Source organism: Nonomuraea sp. NPDC049655 (assembly GCF_044465465.1).
Lineage (GTDB): Bacteria > Actinomycetota > Actinomycetes > Streptosporangiales > Streptosporangiaceae > Nonomuraea.
This window is the reverse complement of the sequence record NZ_JBITLS010000012.1, coordinates 43,947-60,502: the sequence shown is the minus strand read 5'-3', so window position 1 is coordinate 60,502 and position 16,556 is coordinate 43,947. Positions and strand designations below refer to the sequence as shown.

At 72.6% G+C, this 16,556-nt stretch carries 18 protein-coding genes; 8 read left to right on the top strand and 10 right to left on the bottom strand.

Going from position 1 to position 16,556, the window contains the following annotated elements; genetic code table 11:
* Positions 1–193: 193 nt before the first annotated feature.
* Positions 194–721 (top strand): NUDIX hydrolase, encoded by a 528-nt coding sequence (locus ACIBQ6_RS34120; protein ID WP_397216918.1) that lies wholly within the window; start codon positions 194–196, stop codon positions 719–721.
* 30 nt (positions 722–751) lie between these two features.
* Here ACIBQ6_RS34120 and ACIBQ6_RS34115 read toward each other — a convergent pair whose 3' ends face one another.
* Positions 752–1,720: an NAD(P)-dependent alcohol dehydrogenase gene (locus ACIBQ6_RS34115; RefSeq protein ID WP_397216916.1), complete on the bottom strand. Its 969-nt coding sequence runs from the start codon at positions 1,718–1,720 to the stop codon at positions 752–754.
* 59 nt (positions 1,721–1,779) lie between these two features.
* Between ACIBQ6_RS34115 and ACIBQ6_RS34110 the strand changes: the two genes are divergently transcribed.
* Entirely contained in the window at positions 1,780–2,478 is a 699-nt protein-coding gene (locus ACIBQ6_RS34110; RefSeq protein ID WP_397216914.1) for a TetR/AcrR family transcriptional regulator, read from the top strand.
* A 450-nt stretch (positions 2,479–2,928) separates the two neighbouring features.
* On the opposite strand, the gene ACIBQ6_RS34105 is transcribed toward ACIBQ6_RS34110, so the two are convergent.
* A complete protein-coding gene (locus ACIBQ6_RS34105; protein ID WP_397216912.1) occupies positions 2,929–3,501 on the bottom strand; it encodes an RICIN domain-containing protein in 573 nt (190 codons plus the stop codon).
* Positions 3,502–3,746: 245 nt separating this feature from the next.
* On the opposite strand from ACIBQ6_RS34105, the gene ACIBQ6_RS34100 reads away from it, so the two are divergent.
* Entirely contained in the window at positions 3,747–4,169 is a 423-nt protein-coding gene (locus tag ACIBQ6_RS34100; RefSeq protein ID WP_397216910.1) for a hypothetical protein, read from the top strand.
* A 24-nt stretch (positions 4,170–4,193) separates the two neighbouring features.
* Here ACIBQ6_RS34100 and ACIBQ6_RS34095 read toward each other — a convergent pair whose 3' ends face one another.
* Positions 4,194–4,763: a TetR/AcrR family transcriptional regulator gene (locus tag ACIBQ6_RS34095; protein WP_397216908.1), complete on the bottom strand. Its 570-nt coding sequence runs from the start codon at positions 4,761–4,763 to the stop codon at positions 4,194–4,196.
* A gap of 67 nt (positions 4,764–4,830) precedes the next feature.
* Between ACIBQ6_RS34095 and ACIBQ6_RS34090 the strand changes: the two genes are divergently transcribed.
* Entirely contained in the window at positions 4,831–6,000 is a 1,170-nt protein-coding gene (locus ACIBQ6_RS34090) for an FAD-dependent monooxygenase (protein ID WP_397216906.1), read from the top strand.
* Positions 6,001–6,020: 20 nt separating this feature from the next.
* On the opposite strand, the gene ACIBQ6_RS34085 is transcribed toward ACIBQ6_RS34090, so the two are convergent.
* Entirely contained in the window at positions 6,021–7,055 is a 1,035-nt protein-coding gene (locus ACIBQ6_RS34085; protein ID WP_397216904.1) for a lytic murein transglycosylase, read from the bottom strand.
* A gap of 152 nt (positions 7,056–7,207) precedes the next feature.
* Here ACIBQ6_RS34085 and ACIBQ6_RS34080 point away from each other — a divergent pair, with 152 nt between their 5' ends.
* Positions 7,208–7,678 carry an STAS domain-containing protein gene (locus tag ACIBQ6_RS34080; protein WP_397216902.1) on the top strand — a complete coding sequence of 157 codons (471 nt, stop codon included), beginning with the start codon at positions 7,208–7,210 and terminating at the stop codon, positions 7,676–7,678.
* A gap of 38 nt (positions 7,679–7,716) precedes the next feature.
* Here the strand turns inward: ACIBQ6_RS34080 and ACIBQ6_RS34075 are convergent, their stop codons facing one another.
* From ACIBQ6_RS34075 to ACIBQ6_RS34065, 3 genes are read right to left on the bottom strand one after another with little or no spacing between them, the layout of a single operon-like run.
* A complete protein-coding gene (locus tag ACIBQ6_RS34075) occupies positions 7,717–8,085 on the bottom strand; it encodes an STAS domain-containing protein (RefSeq protein ID WP_397216900.1) in 369 nt (122 codons plus the stop codon).
* Complete coding sequence (locus ACIBQ6_RS34070; protein WP_397216898.1) at positions 8,082–9,185, bottom strand: B12-binding domain-containing protein; 1,104 nt, start codon at positions 9,183–9,185, stop codon at positions 8,082–8,084. Before ACIBQ6_RS34070 ends, ACIBQ6_RS34075 begins: the two co-directional genes overlap by 4 nt.
* The gene (locus tag ACIBQ6_RS34065) at positions 9,182–10,795 is read right to left on the bottom strand and encodes a PP2C family protein-serine/threonine phosphatase (protein ID WP_397216896.1); all 1,614 of its coding nucleotides are present in this window, start codon (positions 10,793–10,795) and stop codon (positions 9,182–9,184) included. Before ACIBQ6_RS34065 ends, ACIBQ6_RS34070 begins: the two co-directional genes overlap by 4 nt.
* 293 nt (positions 10,796–11,088) lie before the next feature.
* On the opposite strand from ACIBQ6_RS34065, the gene ACIBQ6_RS34060 reads away from it, so the two are divergent.
* From ACIBQ6_RS34060 to ACIBQ6_RS34050, 3 genes are all read left to right on the top strand, one after another.
* Positions 11,089–11,874 carry a hypothetical protein gene (locus tag ACIBQ6_RS34060; RefSeq protein WP_397216894.1) on the top strand — a complete coding sequence of 262 codons (786 nt, stop codon included), beginning with the start codon at positions 11,089–11,091 and terminating at the stop codon, positions 11,872–11,874.
* A 31-nt stretch (positions 11,875–11,905) separates the two neighbouring features.
* On the top strand, positions 11,906–12,487 hold the full coding sequence (locus ACIBQ6_RS34055; protein WP_397216892.1) for a hypothetical protein: 582 nt from the start codon (positions 11,906–11,908) through the stop codon (positions 12,485–12,487).
* Positions 12,488–12,566: 79 nt separating this feature from the next.
* On the top strand, positions 12,567–13,838 hold the full coding sequence (locus ACIBQ6_RS34050) for a hypothetical protein (RefSeq protein WP_397216890.1): 1,272 nt from the start codon (positions 12,567–12,569) through the stop codon (positions 13,836–13,838).
* Between the two features lie 60 nt (positions 13,839–13,898).
* Here ACIBQ6_RS34050 and ACIBQ6_RS34045 read toward each other — a convergent pair whose 3' ends face one another.
* From ACIBQ6_RS34045 to ACIBQ6_RS34035, 3 genes are read right to left on the bottom strand one after another with little or no spacing between them, the layout of a single operon-like run.
* Complete coding sequence (locus ACIBQ6_RS34045) at positions 13,899–14,642, bottom strand: amino acid ABC transporter ATP-binding protein (protein WP_358301108.1); 744 nt, start codon at positions 14,640–14,642, stop codon at positions 13,899–13,901.
* 29 nt (positions 14,643–14,671) lie between these two features.
* Complete coding sequence (locus ACIBQ6_RS34040; RefSeq protein WP_352322116.1) at positions 14,672–15,580, bottom strand: amino acid ABC transporter permease; 909 nt, start codon at positions 15,578–15,580, stop codon at positions 14,672–14,674.
* Positions 15,581–15,582: 2 nt separating this feature from the next.
* Positions 15,583–16,545: an ABC transporter substrate-binding protein gene (locus ACIBQ6_RS34035; RefSeq protein WP_358300980.1), complete on the bottom strand. Its 963-nt coding sequence runs from the start codon at positions 16,543–16,545 to the stop codon at positions 15,583–15,585.
* Positions 16,546–16,556: the final 11 nt, after the last annotated feature.

Genomic DNA, 16,556 nt, shown 5'->3' with positions numbered 1-16,556 from the left:
GTGTTTCCTTTCGGGCTGGGCGGGTGATGTGTCGCCGCGTTGTCCATGGAGACTCCGCTCCTCGGGATCCTGTGACGCTGTGCCCGTGTGGTGTGCGTCACCGGGCGGGAGGCCGCTGCGAAACGGGCTGCCGAGTGACCCGAATGTCGTCTTGAATGTCTGGGAGCGATCAGACGTGTCCGGGGAGAGTCGTATGGCAGCTGTCGTCCCTGCCCGTGACGGGGAGCGGATGCCCGTGCGTTCGAACGGCCAGGACTGGCAGGTGTCCTGGCACCCGGCCGACGACCCGCCGGAAGGCAGGTCTCACGGAGCCGCCGGCGTCTGCGTCACGGCTGCCGATGAGCTGGTCCTCATCAGCCATGACGGTGAGCACTGGGGTTTCCCCGCCGGGCGGCCCGAAGGAGCGGAGACCATCGAGGAGACCCTGCGCCGGGAGATGCTCGAAGAAGCGTGCGTCACGGTCATCGGCAGCCGCCTGCTCGGGTATGCCCGCAGCGAATGCGTGCGCGGGCGCGAGCTCGGCCTGGTCCTCGTCCGCTCCTACTGGCGTGCGGAGGTCCGGCTCAGGGAGTGGGCGCCGGAGTTCGAGGTGCAGCACCGGCGGGTGGTTCCGGAGTCCGAGGCGAAGAAGCACGTCCGCGATCCCGACCTGGCCGCGACCCGGATCTCCTTCCGCGCTCTGGAAGAGGCAGGGGCAGGTGACGGCCCTCGTCCCTCGTGAGAGCCGTACCGGCCGGGGCCGGTACGGCTCTCAGGCGATGCGCACGACGACCTTGCCGCGTACGCCGCCCGCCTCCAACGTCCGGTGCGCCGCGGCGATGTCGTCGAGGGGGAAGACCGTGTCCACGACCGGGCGGATGGCGCTGCCGTCCACGTACCGGGCGAGGTCGGTGAGGAGCCGGGTGGTGGGGTTGCCGCTGAAGAAGCGCACGCGCCGCCGGCCGTGGACGGCCGAGGCGGCGATGTACGCCACGGACGCCGCGATCCTGCGCGGATCGAAGGCGATCGCCACCATGCGGCCGGACGGTGTCAGCAGGCGGCGGAAGGCGGCGTGCTCGGTGCCGGCAGTGTCCAGGATCACGTCGAACCTGCCCAGATCCGCCGGGGCGACGGTGGCGTAGTCATACGCCTCGTGCGCGCCGAGGTCGCGGACGAGGTCGAGGTTGCGTGCCCCGGCGAGGGCGGTGACGTGGGCGCCGAGCACCCTGCCGAGCTGCACCGCGACAGCGCCCACCCCACCGCTGCCGCCGCGGACGAGCAGCCGGTCGCCCGGCCTGAGCCGGGCCTGGTCGCGCAACGCCGTGATGGCCGTCGTGCCCGCCGGAAGCGCCGCGGCCGCCACCAGGTCGAGGGACGCCGGGGCCGGGGACAGGCGGCGGGGGTGGATCGCCACGTACTCGGCGGCGCTTCCGAACGTGCGGCCCAGCGTGCCCCACACCCGGTCGCCGACCCGGGGGCCGGTCACCCCGGCCCCCAGGGCGACGATCTCGCCGGTGAGGTCGATCCCGACCCGTTTCGGGAAGCCCCGCTGCATCAGCCCGGTCACCAGGCGCAGCCGGCCCGTCCGGCCGTGCACCTCGCCGCCGTTCACGCTGACGGCGTGCACCCGCACCAGCACCTGTCCGGGGGCGGGGGCCGGCTTCGGCACCGTGCCCACGTACAGGACCTCCGGCGGTCCGTACCGGTCGAACAGGGCCGCGCGCATCTCGTTCGTCTCCATGTGGACGACGCTAGCCCGCTAAACGGACGGGGCTCTCCATTTAGGCTAATGTGAGAAAGATGCCCATTCCTCGCTCTCAGTTGGCGCCCGCCAGGGAAATGCGGGCCGACGCGCGGCACAATCGGGCGCGCATCCTGGAGGCCGCGCGGGAGACGTTCGCCAGGCGCGGTCTGGACGTGCCGATGGTGGCGATCGCGCGGCGCGCCGGGGTCGGCGTGGCCACCCTCTACCGGCGTTTCCCGTCACGCGAGTCCCTGATCACCGAGGTGTTCGCGGATGAGCTGGCGGCGTGCGCGTCGGTCGTGGACGAGGCGCTGGCCGACCCGGATCCCTGGCACGGGTTCTGCGGGGCGATCGAGAAGGTGTGCGCGATGCAGGTCGCCGACCGCGGGTTCACCGACGCCTTCCTGACCGCGTTCCCCGACGCGGTCGACTACGAGCGCACACGGGAGCGGGCCGAGCGAGGCTTCGCGGAGGTGGTGCGGCGGGCCAAGGCCGCCGGGCGGCTGCGGGCCGATTTCGCCTCCGCGGACCTGGCGCTGCTGTTGAGGGCCAACTGCGGCATCGTCGCCGGCGCCGGGGAGGGGGTGGCGGCGGCGTCGCGGCGGCTGGTGGCGTATCTGCTGCAGTCCTTCCGCGCCGACCACGCCGAGCCCCTGCCGCCCCCGCCGCCCCTCACGCTCGGTCACATGGCCCCGACGTCGTCCAGTACGGCCCACTCGGCGGCGAGACCGGCGAACGCCCGGAGCGGCCGTTGACGCCGACGCCCGAGGCCATCACCCTGCGGTCCCAGCCGCGGGTGAAGATCCCGCCGGCGTCGCCCAGGTCCAGGCTCGGCGTGCCGCCGCGCGACGGTCACCGTCGTCCCGAGACGGCGTTCGACGCCCAGCTCGTCCAGTGCCGCCTCGATCTCCGGACGCGGGCCGAGGCCGCGCCCGCCGCGCTCCACACGCCCGCGAAACCCGCCTCGGGGTGCAGCAGCTCGACCAGCTCAGCGATGTTCCCCGCGTCGGCGGCCGCCTTGAACGCCCTCAGCAGGCGTTCTGTCTCGGCCCTGGACGCCCTGGGCCGCTCCTTGACCGCGGCGACCAGGACTCCCGCCGGGCCCGCGCCGACCCGAGCACGCTGCAGGACGCGCGGGCGGCCACGGTCACCAGCCAGGCCCGCAGGTCACGCACGCCGGAGCGGGGGCCGGCCGCGGCTTGGTGTCACCTCCGCCGGTACTCCCAGACCTGGTTGACGCGGTTGGCCGCCTTTCGCAGGTCGGTGGGGTGGAAGCAGTCCCATATCTGGAGCGGGGCGTCGGGGCGCGGCCAGTCGGGGTAGGCCCCGTTCTCGACGTCGAGGCACTTGCCGCTGCTGACGTTCACCAGAATCCTGAAGCCCTTGTGCGGGCCCTTGTAGAACGCCTGCGTCACCCACTGCTGGTTGGGGCCTCCGTGGCAGCCCCACAGGACCACGGGTGTGCCGTTGCCCCTACCGTCGTTCGCGACGTCGAGGCATTTCGTGCCGTTCAGGTTGGTCCATTTGATCAGGTCACCGCTGCCGCCGCCGGGCGGGCTTTCGAAGAAGAAGGAGTGGTAGTTTCCGCCGACCCGGGCGCCCAGCCGAACGCGTGAGCCGAGGACACATTCAGGGTTCTCGAAGTTGTAGCGGCAGGTGTTGGGGATGTCGACGAAGAGCTGTCCGCCGGTGATCGGGTTGGTGATCCAGGTGTCGGGGCCTCGGTCGCGACTGCTGTCCGCGTCGGCGAGAGCGGGCGGTTGAACGGCGAATGCCAAGAATGCCGCGGCGATCGCGTTGAGGAATGTTCTGGGATTCGGCATTTCGATTCCCCCCTCACTGCTCTTACTCCGCAGAGGTGGTGCTCAAGCGTATCTCGGTCCGGGTCAAGGCGTATTCAATGAATCGCCAATCAAGTGGGGCTCCAGAGGCAGGCGGCGGCCCTTTTAGCCTGGGCTAAAAGGCATTGTGGGCCGGGTTTCCAGTGGGGCAGGCTCTCCGTCATCGGGGCTAACAGGGCCCGGTGAAAGCGCTGAACATTCGTGTCGCCGTGGTTCCGCACGGCCGGAGAGGACGAGAAATGTTCGGAACGGGACAGCGGACGAGGAAACTGCTCGCCGCGGCGGCCGCCACCTGCGCGGCCCTGACGATCGTGGCCACTCCCGGCCCGGCCGCCGCGTCGGCGTCGGCCTGGTGCCAGTCGAGCTACCTGGTCTACAAGTACTGGAAGTCGGACGGCACCATCGGCCGGTGGAGCAACAACTGCAGTGGTGACCACTCGCTCAATTCCAAGGGTTACAAGCTGGAGCCCGGCGGCTGGTCCGGTTACATCGACTACAGCGATGGCACCTGGGATTACTTCTGCGATTTCCAGGACAAGTGGCTGGGCAAGCGGGTCGTCAATATCACGATGGCCGCCGCGAAGATCGAATACTGCGTCAAGTAGTGATGCGGCAGGCAGGCCGAGCGGTCACCTGGTGGGGCGCAGGCCGTCCAGCAACACGGTGAGGTAGGCGTCGGCGAGGGCCTGTGAAGGGGGTTGGGCGCGGGCGACGGCGAGAGCGGTCCGGCCGAGAAGCGTCGTGACGACGGCGGGTTCGATGTCGGTGCGGATCGCGCCCTCGCGCCGCGCCCCCTCGATCATCTCCTCGACGGCGGCGGCCAGCCCGGCGCGCAGGGCGGTGGTGGCCGGCAGGTCCAGGCCGTCCAGCTGGTCGTTGACGGCGTGGTGGGCGGTCTGGAACGCGATCAGCTCACGGAGGAAGGTCTGCAGGGCCTGGTGGGCCGTGGTCTCGGCGAGCAGGTCGCGGGCGCGCTGGACGACCGGTTCGAGCAGGCGGGAGACGGCGGCGTCCAGCAGGGCGTCCTTGCCGCCGAAGGCACGTACGACGGTCGCGGCCCCCAGCCCCGCCTGCTTGGCGATGGCCTCGACGGTGAGCGTCGCGCCGGGTTCGGCCAGCAGTGTCATGGCGGCGTCGAGGGCGAGTCGGCGGTTGCGCACGGCGTCGGCGCGGCGCTTGGGCTCGGTGGGTGTTGACAACTGAAATGCTCATTCCACATAGTTAACTGGAATGCTTATTTCAGTTACTGTACCCCGAGGAGCCTCAGTGGACGAGCGCATCCTGATCTCCGGAGCCGGCATCGCCGGGCTGGCCCTGGCTCACTGGCTGGCCCGGCTGGGCTTCCGGCCCACCGTCGTCGAGCGCGCCCCGCGCCTGCGCGCCGGCGGCAACGGTGTGGACCTGCGCGGCGACGCCGTCGAGGTGGCCGCGCGGATGGGCATCATGCCGCAGGCGCGCGCGCTGGCCACTGACGTGCACGGCATGAAGTTCGTGGACGCCGGCGGCCGGCCCGTCGCCCGCGTCGACACCCGCGACCCCGGCTCGGTGGAGATCATGCGCGGCGACCTGGTGGCGCTGCTGCGCGAGGCGACCGACGTGGAGATCATGTTCGGCGACGCGATCAGCGGCCTGGACCAGGACGAGCACGGTGTGCGGGTCGCCTTCGAGCACGCGCCCGCCCGCGCCTTCGACCTGGTCGTCGGCGCCGACGGCATGCACTCCCACGTGCGGCGGCTGGCCTTCGGGCCGGAGGAGGAGTTCGTCCGGCACAAGGACCACTACTTCGCCTTCGCCGACGCCGACGCCGCGCTCGGGGAGGACCGCTGGGTCACGATGTTCAACACGCCCGGCCGCATGGCCGGCATCTACCGGTCGGGCAACCACGTGCAGGCCAAGGCGTACTTCATCTTCCGCTCCGCGCCGCTGGACCACGACCACCGGGACGTCGCCGAGCACAAGCGGCTGGTGAGCCGGACGTTCGGGGACGAGACGTCCTGGCGTACCCGGGAGCTGCTCGACTCGGCCCTGGCCGACCCCGACTTCTACTTCGACGCGCTGGGCCAGGTGCACATGGACTCGTGGTCGAAGGGCCGCGTCGTGCTCGTCGGCGACGCCGCCTGGTGCGCCTCGCCGGCTTCCGGGGCGGGCGCGGAGCTGGCCCTGGTGGGGGCGTACCGGCTGGCGGGGGAGCTCGCCGCCGCCGGTGGTGATCACCGTGTCGCCTTCGCGCGGTACGAGGCCGTCCATCGTCCGCTGGTGGCCAGGAAGCAGCGGATCGGCCCGAACGTCCGGCTCATGGTGCCGAGAACCGAGGGCGGCCGATGCGTCCGGGACACCTTGGTCCGCCTCCCGCTGCTGAAGGCCATGGGAGCGGTGGAACGCCGCCTCCGGACCAGGACCGCCCGCCCCTTGCCGGACTACGGCCCGGTCCGGTAGCGCAGGCGGTCGGGGCGGGGTTACTTCGGACCGGTCAGGCGGCGTTCGCCTGCTGTGGTGAGGACGAAGACCTGCCAGTTGTAGTACGCGTAGTACGCGCGCGGGTCGCGGCGCATCTGCCGGGCGTGCAGGAGGACGGCGTCCACGTACGCCCGGGACGGGTTGTAGGCGTGCAGGGCCCGCCGGTAGTCGCGGGGCGCGCCGCTGGCGTGGAGGTAGTTGGCCGCGCCCATGACGGCGTCGCGGGGGTTCTGGACGTCGCCGCCCATCCCGTACGCGCGCCAGGTCGCCGGCATGAACTGCATGGGGCCCTGGGCTCCGGCGTGGCTGTCGGCGCGGACCCGTCCGAACTTGGTCTCGACGAACATCACCGACGCCAGCACCTCCCATTCCACCCCGAAGCGGCGCTCGGCCCGCTTGAAGTGGCCGAGCAGTTCCGCGGCCGGGCGGGCCGCCTGGACCTTGAACACGGCGGACGGCTTGATGGGCCGGGTCAGGGCGAGCAGTTCGCGCAGGGCGCTGACGTTGTCCTTGGCCTGGGCGGCGAGTGCGGCGGGCAGGCGGGCGAAGGCGCGGTCGGCCAGGGCGCGGTGACGGGCGGCGTGGCGGTAGAGGCGCTGCTGGTAGAGGGCCAGAAGTTCGACGTCCCGCGGCGGGGCGCCCGTCGAGGGGCGCCAGCGGTCGATGGCCGCGTTCAGGGCCGTGGTCGTGTCGCGGAGGGCCGTCGCCAGGCGGGCGGGGTCGGTCGGGAGCGGCGCGCCGGGGGCGGGGAGCGCCTGGCCGGCGGAGGCGCCGGCGCTCGCCGTCGCCGACGGGACGGCGCCCGTCGCCTTCGCGGAGGCCGAGGAGGGGTCGGAGGCCGAGGAAGGGTCGGAGGCCGAGGTGGGGGTGGAAGCGGGGGAGGGTGACGAGGGGGCGGCGGTCGTGGCCGTGGCGCCGCATCCGCCCGTCCCGGCGACTGCCGCGCTCACCAGCAGGAGACAGGCGAGCGTACGGCCCCGGCCGGTGCGGGGCTTCGGCGGGCGGGCGCGGAACGGGCGTCGGAGGTCGTCCATGGTCGGCCAACCTACCTGCCTCACGGCTTTGTACCGGACATCTCGCCCCGTATCGCTCCGGTGGGCGGCACTCGGCACCTGGGATGCGTACGCTTCTTCCAAGGCGGCGGCGTGGCCGGGGATCGGCCGGGTAGAAGACGAACCACCGGGAGGTGAGCGGCATCGACGGCGGAGAAGACGAGAAGAGCTGGCGAGGGCCCCGGTTGCGGGCGGAGACGAGACAGGCGGACGGGTGCCTGGTCATGGGGTTGAGCGGGGAGCTCGACTTCATGCAGAAACCCGAGTTCCGGCAATGGGCGCTCGGCGTCGTGGCCGGCGGCCACGACGACGGGAACAGCGGGAACGGTGACAGCGCGGCGCCGATGGTCGTGCTCGACCTCAGGGGCATCGAGTTCTTCGACTCCACCGGGCTGTCCGTCGTCATCGCGCTGTGGCAGCAGGCGCGTGACGCCGGTGGCGATCTGGCGGTGGCCGCGCCGCCGCCGATCTGCGCCAACATGATGCGGCGCACGGGGCTGGCCGACCACATCGCCATGGGCGACACGGTGGCCGCCGCGGTGGCCGGGGCGGCGATCCTGCGCCGCACGAGGCGCGACACGACCGACCAGGCCACGGCCGGCTGAACCGGCCGGGCCGGATTCCAGCGCGGGGGCGGCGGGTGTCAGTCCTGGGTGAAGGAGTGCTGGGTGACGCCGGCCGGGGCGCCGGTGAGGTGCTCGTACGTGCCGCTGACGTCCAGCAGCCGCTCCAGCACCCGCGGGCGCTGCTCCAGGTGCAGCCGGGTGCCGGCCGTCACGGCGTGCTGGTGGATCATCAGCAGCGCCGACAGGCCGCTGGAGTCGCAGAAGTGCAGGCCGTCGAAGTCGAGGTGCAGGTCGGTCAGGCCGCCGTCGGCGAGCGCGGCGAGCGCTGTGGTCAGGAGCTCTCGCGCCGTGTTGTAGTCCAGGTCGCCGGTGATGGCGACGCGCAGCACACCCGGGTGGGGCGTGGCCTGGACGAGGGTCAGCGGGTCGGGGGCGAAGGCGGTCATGCGATCTTTCCGTGGCCGGGGAGCGGGGTTACGTCGGTCGGGGAGGCCGCGGCGCGCACGGCGTCGCGCCCGTGGGTGATCAGGGCCGAGGCGCGCGGGAAGTCCTCCAGCCGCCTGCCCAGCAGGTCGAGAGCCGGCATCAGCGTACCCGCCGGGACGCCCCGAGCGGTCAGGACGCCGGCCGTCCAGGTGAGGAACCGGGTGAACAGCCCGGGGTCGTCCACGTAGAGCGCGGCGGCCAGGAAGTCGACGATGTGCAGGATGTCCTCGGCGGTGTGCCTGCGTTGCTGCGGGGTGTACTCCGCCATCGCCGGGACGCGTTCCTCCAGGCCGCCCATGACGTCCCTGACCAGGCTCCGGGCCGACCGGCTGACCATGGTGTACTCCTGGTCGTCCAGGTGCGGCAGGTCGTCCACGGCCTGGCGGGGGGCGACGGGGCGGGGCAGCGGGCCGGCGGCGAGCCGGTCGGCGGCGGCGGCGCCGTCGGCGGCCCAGGCGTCGGCGCCGAGGAGGCGGGCGTAGAGGCCGTCCGGTCCGAACGCGGCGCCGCCGGCCATCACCGGCGTGCCGGTCGCCTGGCAGGCGGTGATGGCGGCGTGGGCGCCGGGCAGCCGGGTGGGGATGGAGCTGGACAGCGCCACCACGTCGCAGGCCGTGCGGTGCAGGTGGGTGATGAGGTGGGGCGTCGGCACCTGCGCGCCGAGGTAGTCGATCCGCCAGCCGCGCAGCCGCAGCACCTCGGTCAGGATGCGGGCGGGCATGGCGTGCCACTCGCCGTCGATGCAGGCGACCGCGATGCGCCCGAGCGCCGGGCCGTTCGCGGCGGCGGCGCGGGCGGCGGGGTGGTGGGCGAGCGCGGCCAGCACCCGCTCGTTGACGGCGGTGGCGGTGTGCTCCTGCGCCACGGTGATCTGGTTGCTCTCCCACTCCTGGCCGACGCGGGCCTGTACGGGGGCGACCACGTCCAGCAGCAGGGTTTCCAGCGAGATGTCCTGGTCGAGCGCGGCGAGCGCGGCGTCCGTGGCGGCGTATTCGTCGCCGGCGACAGCGGCGTCCCAGAGTTTTTCGCGCCAGGCGGAGAGTCCGTCTGCGTGCGTCATGCGGTGAACCTTCCCCGTCCGTGTCCTCCCACCGCGCTCAGATGTGCCCCGCGCGGCGCGGTGATGGCGATGACGGCCATGTCATCGTGATCGCCACCCCCTACCCACTGGGACGACAACATCTCCACACGTTCCGTGATCGCCTCGGGCGGCATGCCGCCGCACTGCCGCAACTCCTCCTGCAGCCGCTCGTCGCCGAACATCTCGTCGCCGAGCGGGCCGCCCATGGCCTCGGTGATGCCGTCGGTGTATAGCAGGCAGGTCTCGCCGGGTTCGAGGACCACGGTGTCGGTGACGCTCGTGACGCGTTCGAGCATGCCGATGAGGGTGCCCTTGGTGCTGGCCACGTCGACGCGCCCGTCACCGCGCACGACGAGCGGCGGCGCGTGCCCGGCGCTGGTGACCCGGAGCAGGACGCGGTTGCCGGCCCGCTGGATCGAGGCCAGAACGAGCGTGACGAAGCGGGAGCGGTCGCCGCCCTTGATGAGCACGCCGTTGAGCAGTTCGAGCACGCGCTGGTGGTCGCCGGCCATCGGCAGCAGGGCCTGCAGGGTGTGCCGGATCTTGCCGGTGAGCACGGCGGCCTCCAGGCCCTTGCCGGCCACGTCGCCGAGCACCACCAGCGACTCCTGGCCGGCCTCGGCGGGCGGGTGGAGGTCGTAGAAGTCGCCGCCGACGCGGGCGGTGTGCTCCGAGGGACGGTAGCGGGCGGCGACCTCGACGCCGTGCAGGCTCCGCGCGCGGGGCGGCAGGAGCTCGCGCATGAGGGTGTCGGTGATGTCGGCCTGCTCGGCGTACAGGCGGGCGGCGGACATGGCGGCCCCCGCGCGGGCCGCGAACAGCCGCGCGAAGACCTCCTCGCCGTCGGAGAAGCTGGCCTGGCCGCTGCCGCGCAGCAGCACGAGCGCCCCGGCCGGGACGCCGTGACCGGGCAGCGCGGTCACCACCATCGAGCCGATCTCGTCGAGCCCGTCGCGGGCCAGCCAGCCGGGGGCGGTGGCGGGGTCGATCCAGCGGGAGGGCAGCGGCGGGTAGCCCTGCAGCGCCTCGGCGAGACCCGGCACGGCCTCGGGATCGACGGCCAGCTCCTCGCGGACGACCACGCCGTCCGGCCCGCAGTACGCGATGGGGTGCCGGCGCCGGTAGGGCGGCAGGATGACCAGCGCGGCGTCGGCCAGGTGGCGGGCGGCCAGCCGGGCGGTCACCTCCAGGCAGCGGTCGAGGTTGAGCGAGGACAGCAGCTCGCTGGAGGCCTTGTCGAGGAACGACGTCCGCTCGCGTTCGAGGTGCAGGGCCTGGGTGGCGCGGTCGAGGTCGGTGGTGTCGGCCAGCCACCAGGCGATCGCGTCGCCGTCGCGGACCGGACGCGCCTCGAACGTGGCCGCCCCGATGGAACCGCGCACACCCTCGGGAAGAACGGCGTCGGGAAGAACGGCGTCGGGAAGAGCGGTGTCGGAGGGAGTGACGTCAGGGAGAGGGGTTGCGGCGGCGTGGGCGTGGGAGAGCCAGGCGGGAGCGCTGTCCGCCAGCGCCGCGCCGGGGACCGCCCCGGGCAGCAGCCGCAGCGCCGCGTCGTTGGCCTGGGCGATGACACCTGCGGTGTCCACCACCAGAACCGGGTAGGGGGCGCCACGCCACACGGCCCCGGTTTCGTCCTGCCCCAGACTGCTCGTCAGACCTCTCAAAACAACGAGCCCGCCGCGACGGGCTCTGCCTCCCTGAATCATGGTTGCTTGTGCACCTTCTTCTCTCCACTGTAGCCGAGGCTCGCCCACCACCCCAGCCGCGGACGGCCCGGCCGGGCGCCCCCGACCGGCCGTCTCCAGTGGTTTCCAGTCGTTTCCAAGGAGCCGCGGCCAGGGTCTGACCGGTCAGCAGAACGCACTCGGCGGACGGGGAGAAGATGGGCGAGACGAGGACCCGGTCGGTTCTGGGCAGGACGGGGGCGACGCTCGTCCTGGCGGCGGTGCTCGGGTGCGCGCCGGGCCCCGCCGACGCGGCGGACGCGACCGTCGGCGCGGCGGCGTACGTGGTGCGCGGCAAGGTGGTGAACTCGGCCGGCCGGCCGGTCCAGGGCGCCAAGGTCGTGGTGAAGGACCGGCGTTACTACAACAGCGACATCGTGCTGCACAGCGACGGCAACGGCCTCTACCGCGCGCAACTGCCGCGCGAGCCATCGTCCTGGCTGGTCAGCGCCTCGGTGACGCGGCAGTTCCACGGCCGGCAGTACACCTTCGACCTGGAGCCGTCCTCGACCGGTTCCGTCCGGGCGAGCGCCGGCGGGGTGCGGAACTTCACCTGGCGCGTCACCGGCAGGCGCCCCGGCGCCGACGGTCGCTACTACGGCGGCCTGGTCGCCACGAACCTCTGGTTCGACAACCTTCCGGAGGACGTCGACCAGCAGAACGTCCGGCTGACGATGACCCCGGTCGGCCCGCTGATCGACGGCAGCGACGGCAAGGTCGTCTCCGGCCGCACGCCGGTCTACACGGACAGCGGCTGGGCGGTGGTCGACGTGCCCCTGGGCCGGTACCGCATCACCGCGACCTACCGCTCGGCCACCGGCGGCAAGGTCTACCCGCTCCAGGTCAAGCTGACCGGCTCCGCCTCCTTCGGCCCGCAGGTCACCGCCGACTTCGAGCAGAGCGGGACCAACCAGCGGATCAGGCTGGAGGTCAGGTTCGGCTGAACCGGCCGAGCCGCGGAGAACCTCGATGGACATGGACGACGACCCGGAGCCGGGTGCCGCCGCGACTTCGCGTTCCCGCGCCCGGATGGCCGCGGGCCTGCTGGTCCTGGCGGCGGTCGCGGTGGCCGGCGCCCTGGTCGGCGGCTTCGGGCACTACGTGCTGCTCGACCGGCCGGTCCTGCTGGGGACGCTGGCGGCGAGCCTGGTCGTCGTCTCCGGGGCGCTCGCCTTCGGCGGCGGGCCGCGCGCGCCCGTCGTCGCGCTCGTGATGATCTGGGCGACGGCCGGGCTGGTCGGTCTCGTGACCGGCATGCGGGTGCATGCCAGGATCCCCGGCCCTGACGGCAGCGGGCTGGAGGTGCGGGTGCTGTCCGACGACTGGATCGTCCCCGACTGGAGGCTCGTGGTCCGCAGGAACGACGGCCTGCTGACGCGCGAATGGCCCTTGACGGATCGGTTCACCACCGAGCACGAAGACGGCCTGCCCCGGGTGACCTGGCTCGACCCCGCACACGTACACCTGGACGACCGGGGGAGGCTGGGCGGCCAGACGGTCGCCCTGGACCCCAGGTCCGGACGTCCCCTCAAGCCCGGCCGCCCCGGGGGCGGCTGAGGGGCGGACACGACGGGCGGCGCACCGATATAATGATCATGCATCCCGGCGGGCAGGCGCCCCCGGGATCTTGCTTTTCATGCCCTCCACACCTCATCGCACGCTGCTCGCCGCGGCCGTCCCGCTCTTGCTGTCCATGAGCGCGGGGATCGTCGCCCAGCTCGTCACCACCTCCCTCCTCGGCCGCCAGGCCACGGCTCAACTGGCGGCCTTCGCGCTGGTCAACGCGGTGCTCACCCCCGTGACGGCCGCGGTGTCGGGTGGCCTGCGGGGGATGGCGCCGTTCGTCGCCGCCTGCCGGGATCGTCCGGCGGAGGCGCTGCTCGTCCTGAAGGACGCCCGGTGGCTCACCGCCGGTCTCGGCACGGCCGGCGCGGGGGTCATGCTCGGCGTCCCGGTGATCGCGCGGATCGGCGGGGCGCCCGGCGAGGTGGTGGCCGAGTTCGGGGCGTTGCCGCCGCTGCTGGCGCTCCAGGTGCTGCTCTACTCGGCGGGCAGCGGCGCCGGCGGCGTGCTGGTCGCGCTCGGACGCAGCCGCCTGGTGCTCTGGGCCGGCCTGTCGAGCACGGCCACCGGGGTGGTGCTGCATCTCGTCCTGGTGCCGCGGATGGGCGTCCAGGGCAGCGGGGTGGCGCTGGTGGCGTCCACCGCCGTGGCCGTCGCCGTGTCCAACACGCTGCTGCTGCGCCTGCCCGAGCTGGCCGGGCGGTCGTCGTGGCCGGGCCGCCCGCGGTGGCGGGAGATCCTGCGGATGGCGCGGGTGGGCGTCCCGATGTCGGCCACGCTCGTCGTGAAGTTCGCGGTCATGGGCGGGGTGACGTACGCCGCCGCGCGGACCGGGGCGCAGGGGGCGGCCGCGCACGCCATCCTGCTGTCGCTGCACGGATTCCTCGGGCTGGCCGCCGTCGCGGTCGCCCAGGCCGCGACGCCGGAGATCGCCAGGGCGGCCCTGCCGGGCGAGGCCCGCCGGCTGAACCGGGCGGCCCTGACGATCGCCGCCGCCGGAGTGCTGGCCGGCGGGCTGGTGCTGGTCCTGCTGGGGGAGGCGGTGCTCGGGCTGTTCACCTCGGACGCCGCCGTGCTCGCCGTCGCCGTCGGCCTCGTGCCGTTGTCGGTGGCGTACGCCCTGGCCGACCACTGCGCGATCGTGATGTCGGCCGGGCTGACGGCGCTCAGGCGGTCGTCCTGGACGCTGGGGTCGGCCGTCCTGGGGAACGGCCTGCTGGCGTCCGTGGCGGGGCCGGCGGCGGGGGCGTGGGGGCTGCGGGGCCTGTGGCTGGCGTTGATGGCCGGTTCGCTGCTCGTCCTCGTGACGCAGACGGCCGGTTTCCTGCGCTTCAGCCCGCGCTAGAAGGGGCTCAGCGCGCCAGAAGGGGGGAAGGGGGCTCCGGCGGGCGGAGCCCCCTCGCCGTCAGGTGCGGTCCTGGGTCAGGACGCTGGACAGGAACGCCCTGGTCCGCTCGTGCCCCGGGTTGGCCAGCAGCTCGGCCGGCGGGCCGCTCTCGACCACGACCCCGTCGGCGAAGAAGGCCAGCCGGTCGCCGACCTCCCTGGCGAAGGCGATCTCGTGGGTGACCACGACCATCGTCATGCCGTCGGCGGCCAGGCCGCGCATGACCTCCAGCACCTCGTCCACCAGCTCGGGGTCGAGCGCGGACGTGGGCTCGTCGAACAGCATCAGCTCCGGGCTCATCGCCAGCGCCCTGGCGATGGCGACCCGCTGCTGCTGGCCGCCGGAGAGCTGGTGGGGCCGCTTGTGCGCGTGCGCGGCCAGGCCGACGCGCTCCAGGTGCTCCATCGCGGTCGCCCTGGCCCGCTCCGCCGAGACCCCGAGGACGTGGACGGGGGCGCAGGCCACGTTCTCCAGGGCGCTCTGGTGGGCGAACAGGTTGAACCGCTGGAACACCATGCCGATCCGGCGGCGGAAGACGGCGAACTCCTTGGGCGTCCAGGGCCGGTAGCGGCCCTCGCGCAGGCTGTGCCCGACCTCCTCGCCGAGCACCCGCAGGCTGCCGCCGAGCACCGGCTCCAGCCCGTTGACGCAGCGCAGGAAGGTCGACTTGCCCGATCCGGACGGCCCGATCACGCAGCTCACCTCGCCCGGCGCGACGGTGAAGTCGACGCCGTTGAGCACCTGCGTGTCGCCGAAGCCCATGCGCACGCCCGTGGCGTGCACGACGGGGCTCACGCCGCCGCCTTCGGCAGGATCCGGGCCGCCAGGCCGCCGCCGCGGACCAGCCGTACGGCCTCGGAGCCGAACCGGCGTTCCAGGCGGCCCTGGAGGAAGGTCGCGACGGCGGTCATCAGCATGTACCACAGGCTCGCCACGATGAGCAGCTCCATGATCAGGTTGTTGGCCTTGTAGATCTGGCTGGCGTTGGTCATCAGGTCGTGCCCGGCCACCACGTAGACCAGCGAGGTGGTCTTCAGCATGGAGATGAACTCGTTGCCGGTGGGCGGGATGATGATCCGCAGCGCCTGCGGCAGCACGATCACGCGCATGCGCTTGGCCGGGGTCATGCCCAGCGCGTACGCGGCCTCGGTCTGGCCGTGGTCGACGGCCTGGATCCCGGCCCGCACGGTCTCGGCGAAGTACGCCGCCAGGTTCAGCCCGAGCCCCAGCATGGCCGAGGTGAACCCGGTCATCACCTCGTTGGTGTCCCACTTGACGCCGATCATGGTGAACGGCACCTTGAGCACCAGCTCGGGGAACAGGAACGCCAGGTTGTACCAGAAGATGAGCTGCACCAGCACCGGCGTGCCGCGGAAGAACCAGATGTAGAGCGTGGCCAGCCCGCTGAGCACCGGGTTGTGCGACAGCCGCATGATCGCTACGGCGACGCCGAGCACCAGCCCCAGCACGGTCGCCAGCACCGAGATCTCGATGGTGACCCAGACCCCGGCCAGGATGCGGTCGTTGAACAGGTATTCGGCGACCTTGCCCCAGTCGAGGCGCGGGTTCACCACGACCAGGTAGACCAGCCAGCCGGCGATCGCCGTCACGACGGCCGCGGCCAGCAGGCGGCCCCAGTGGCGCGTCCTGGCGACCGGGACGTGCTCCCCGGACGGCCCGGTGAAGGGTTCCGTGCGCATGGTCACTTACCGCCGTTGACGACAGCGGACTGGACGGCCAGCTTGTCCAGGTTCCACGCCTTCAGCAGCTTGGCGTACTCGCCGCCGGTGATGAGGGAGTCGAGCGCGCCCTTCACCGAGTCGACGAGCTCCTTGTCGTCGGGCTTCATGCCGATGCCCCACGGGCTCTCGGTGCCCTCCAGGGCCATCGCCTCGACCTCCAGTTTGGAGTCGGCGGCCTTGCTGGCGGCCACCACGTAGTCGGTGATGGTGGCCTGCGCCCGCCCGCCGGTGACCTGGATCAGGGCCTCCTGGTCGCCGGGAAACTTCAGGATGTTCACGGCCGTCTTGCCGGCCTTCTTGCAGTCGGCGTCGTACTCCTCGGCCAGCTCCATGGACGAGCCGTTGTCGACGACGGACACCGTCTTGCCGCACAGGTCGGCCGGGCCGCCGATCTTGGCCGGGTTGCCCTTCTTGACCAGCAGACCGGCGCCGGCCTGCACGTAGTCCACGAACGTGACCTGCTTCTGCCGGTCCGGCGTGTCGCTCATCGAGGAGATGACGAAGTCGTAGCGGCCGGTGAGCACGCCGGGGATCTGGGAGTTGAACTCCTCGTCGGAGATGGTCACCTTGGCGCCGAGTTTCCTGGCGATGGCCCTGGCCAGCGCCGGGTCGAAGCCGATCGCCGTCTTGCCGTCGCTCGCGTACAGCTCCATGGGCGGGTAGCCGACGGACGTGACGACCTTCAGGCCCTGCGTCTTCAGGCGGGCGGGCGCCTTGGCGGCGAGAGCCTGGTCCGGGGTGATGGCGTTGATCACGTCGGCCGCCTTCTCCTCGGTGGGGGCCTGGTCGAGCGTGACCGCCGCCGCGCCGCCGTCCGCGGGGGCCGCGGCGTCGCCGCCGCCGTCCAGGGACTGGGCGCCGCAGGCGGTGGTGGCGGCCAGCAGCGCGCCGGCGGCGAGGGCGGAGAGAGTGCGGATGTTCACGAGGGGGTGCT

Bases quoted from the DNA above. Each gene is read 5' to 3' on its own strand.
- ACIBQ6_RS34120 (WP_397216918.1), top strand. From the start codon at position 194: ATGGCAGCTGTCGTCCCTGCCCGTGACGGGGAGCGGATGCCCGTGCGT.
- ACIBQ6_RS34115 (WP_397216916.1), bottom strand. From the start codon at position 1,720: ATGGAGACGAACGAGATGCGCGCGGCCCTGTTCGACCGGTACGGACCG.
- ACIBQ6_RS34110 (WP_397216914.1), top strand. From the start codon at position 1,780: ATGCCCATTCCTCGCTCTCAGTTGGCGCCCGCCAGGGAAATGCGGGCC.
- ACIBQ6_RS34085 (WP_397216904.1), bottom strand. From the start codon at position 7,055: ATGGACGACCTCCGACGCCCGTTCCGCGCCCGCCCGCCGAAGCCCCGC.
- ACIBQ6_RS34075 (WP_397216900.1), bottom strand. From the start codon at position 8,085: ATGACCGCCTTCGCCCCCGACCCGCTGACCCTCGTCCAGGCCACGCCC.
- ACIBQ6_RS34070 (WP_397216898.1), bottom strand. From the start codon at position 9,185: ATGACGCACGCAGACGGACTCTCCGCCTGGCGCGAAAAACTCTGGGAC.
- ACIBQ6_RS34060 (WP_397216894.1), top strand. From the start codon at position 11,089: ATGGGCGAGACGAGGACCCGGTCGGTTCTGGGCAGGACGGGGGCGACG.
- ACIBQ6_RS34055 (WP_397216892.1), top strand. From the start codon at position 11,906: ATGGACGACGACCCGGAGCCGGGTGCCGCCGCGACTTCGCGTTCCCGC.
- ACIBQ6_RS34050 (WP_397216890.1), top strand. From the start codon at position 12,567: ATGCCCTCCACACCTCATCGCACGCTGCTCGCCGCGGCCGTCCCGCTC.
- ACIBQ6_RS34045 (WP_358301108.1), bottom strand. From the start codon at position 14,642: ATGGGCTTCGGCGACACGCAGGTGCTCAACGGCGTCGACTTCACCGTC.
- ACIBQ6_RS34040 (WP_352322116.1), bottom strand. From the start codon at position 15,580: ATGCGCACGGAACCCTTCACCGGGCCGTCCGGGGAGCACGTCCCGGTC.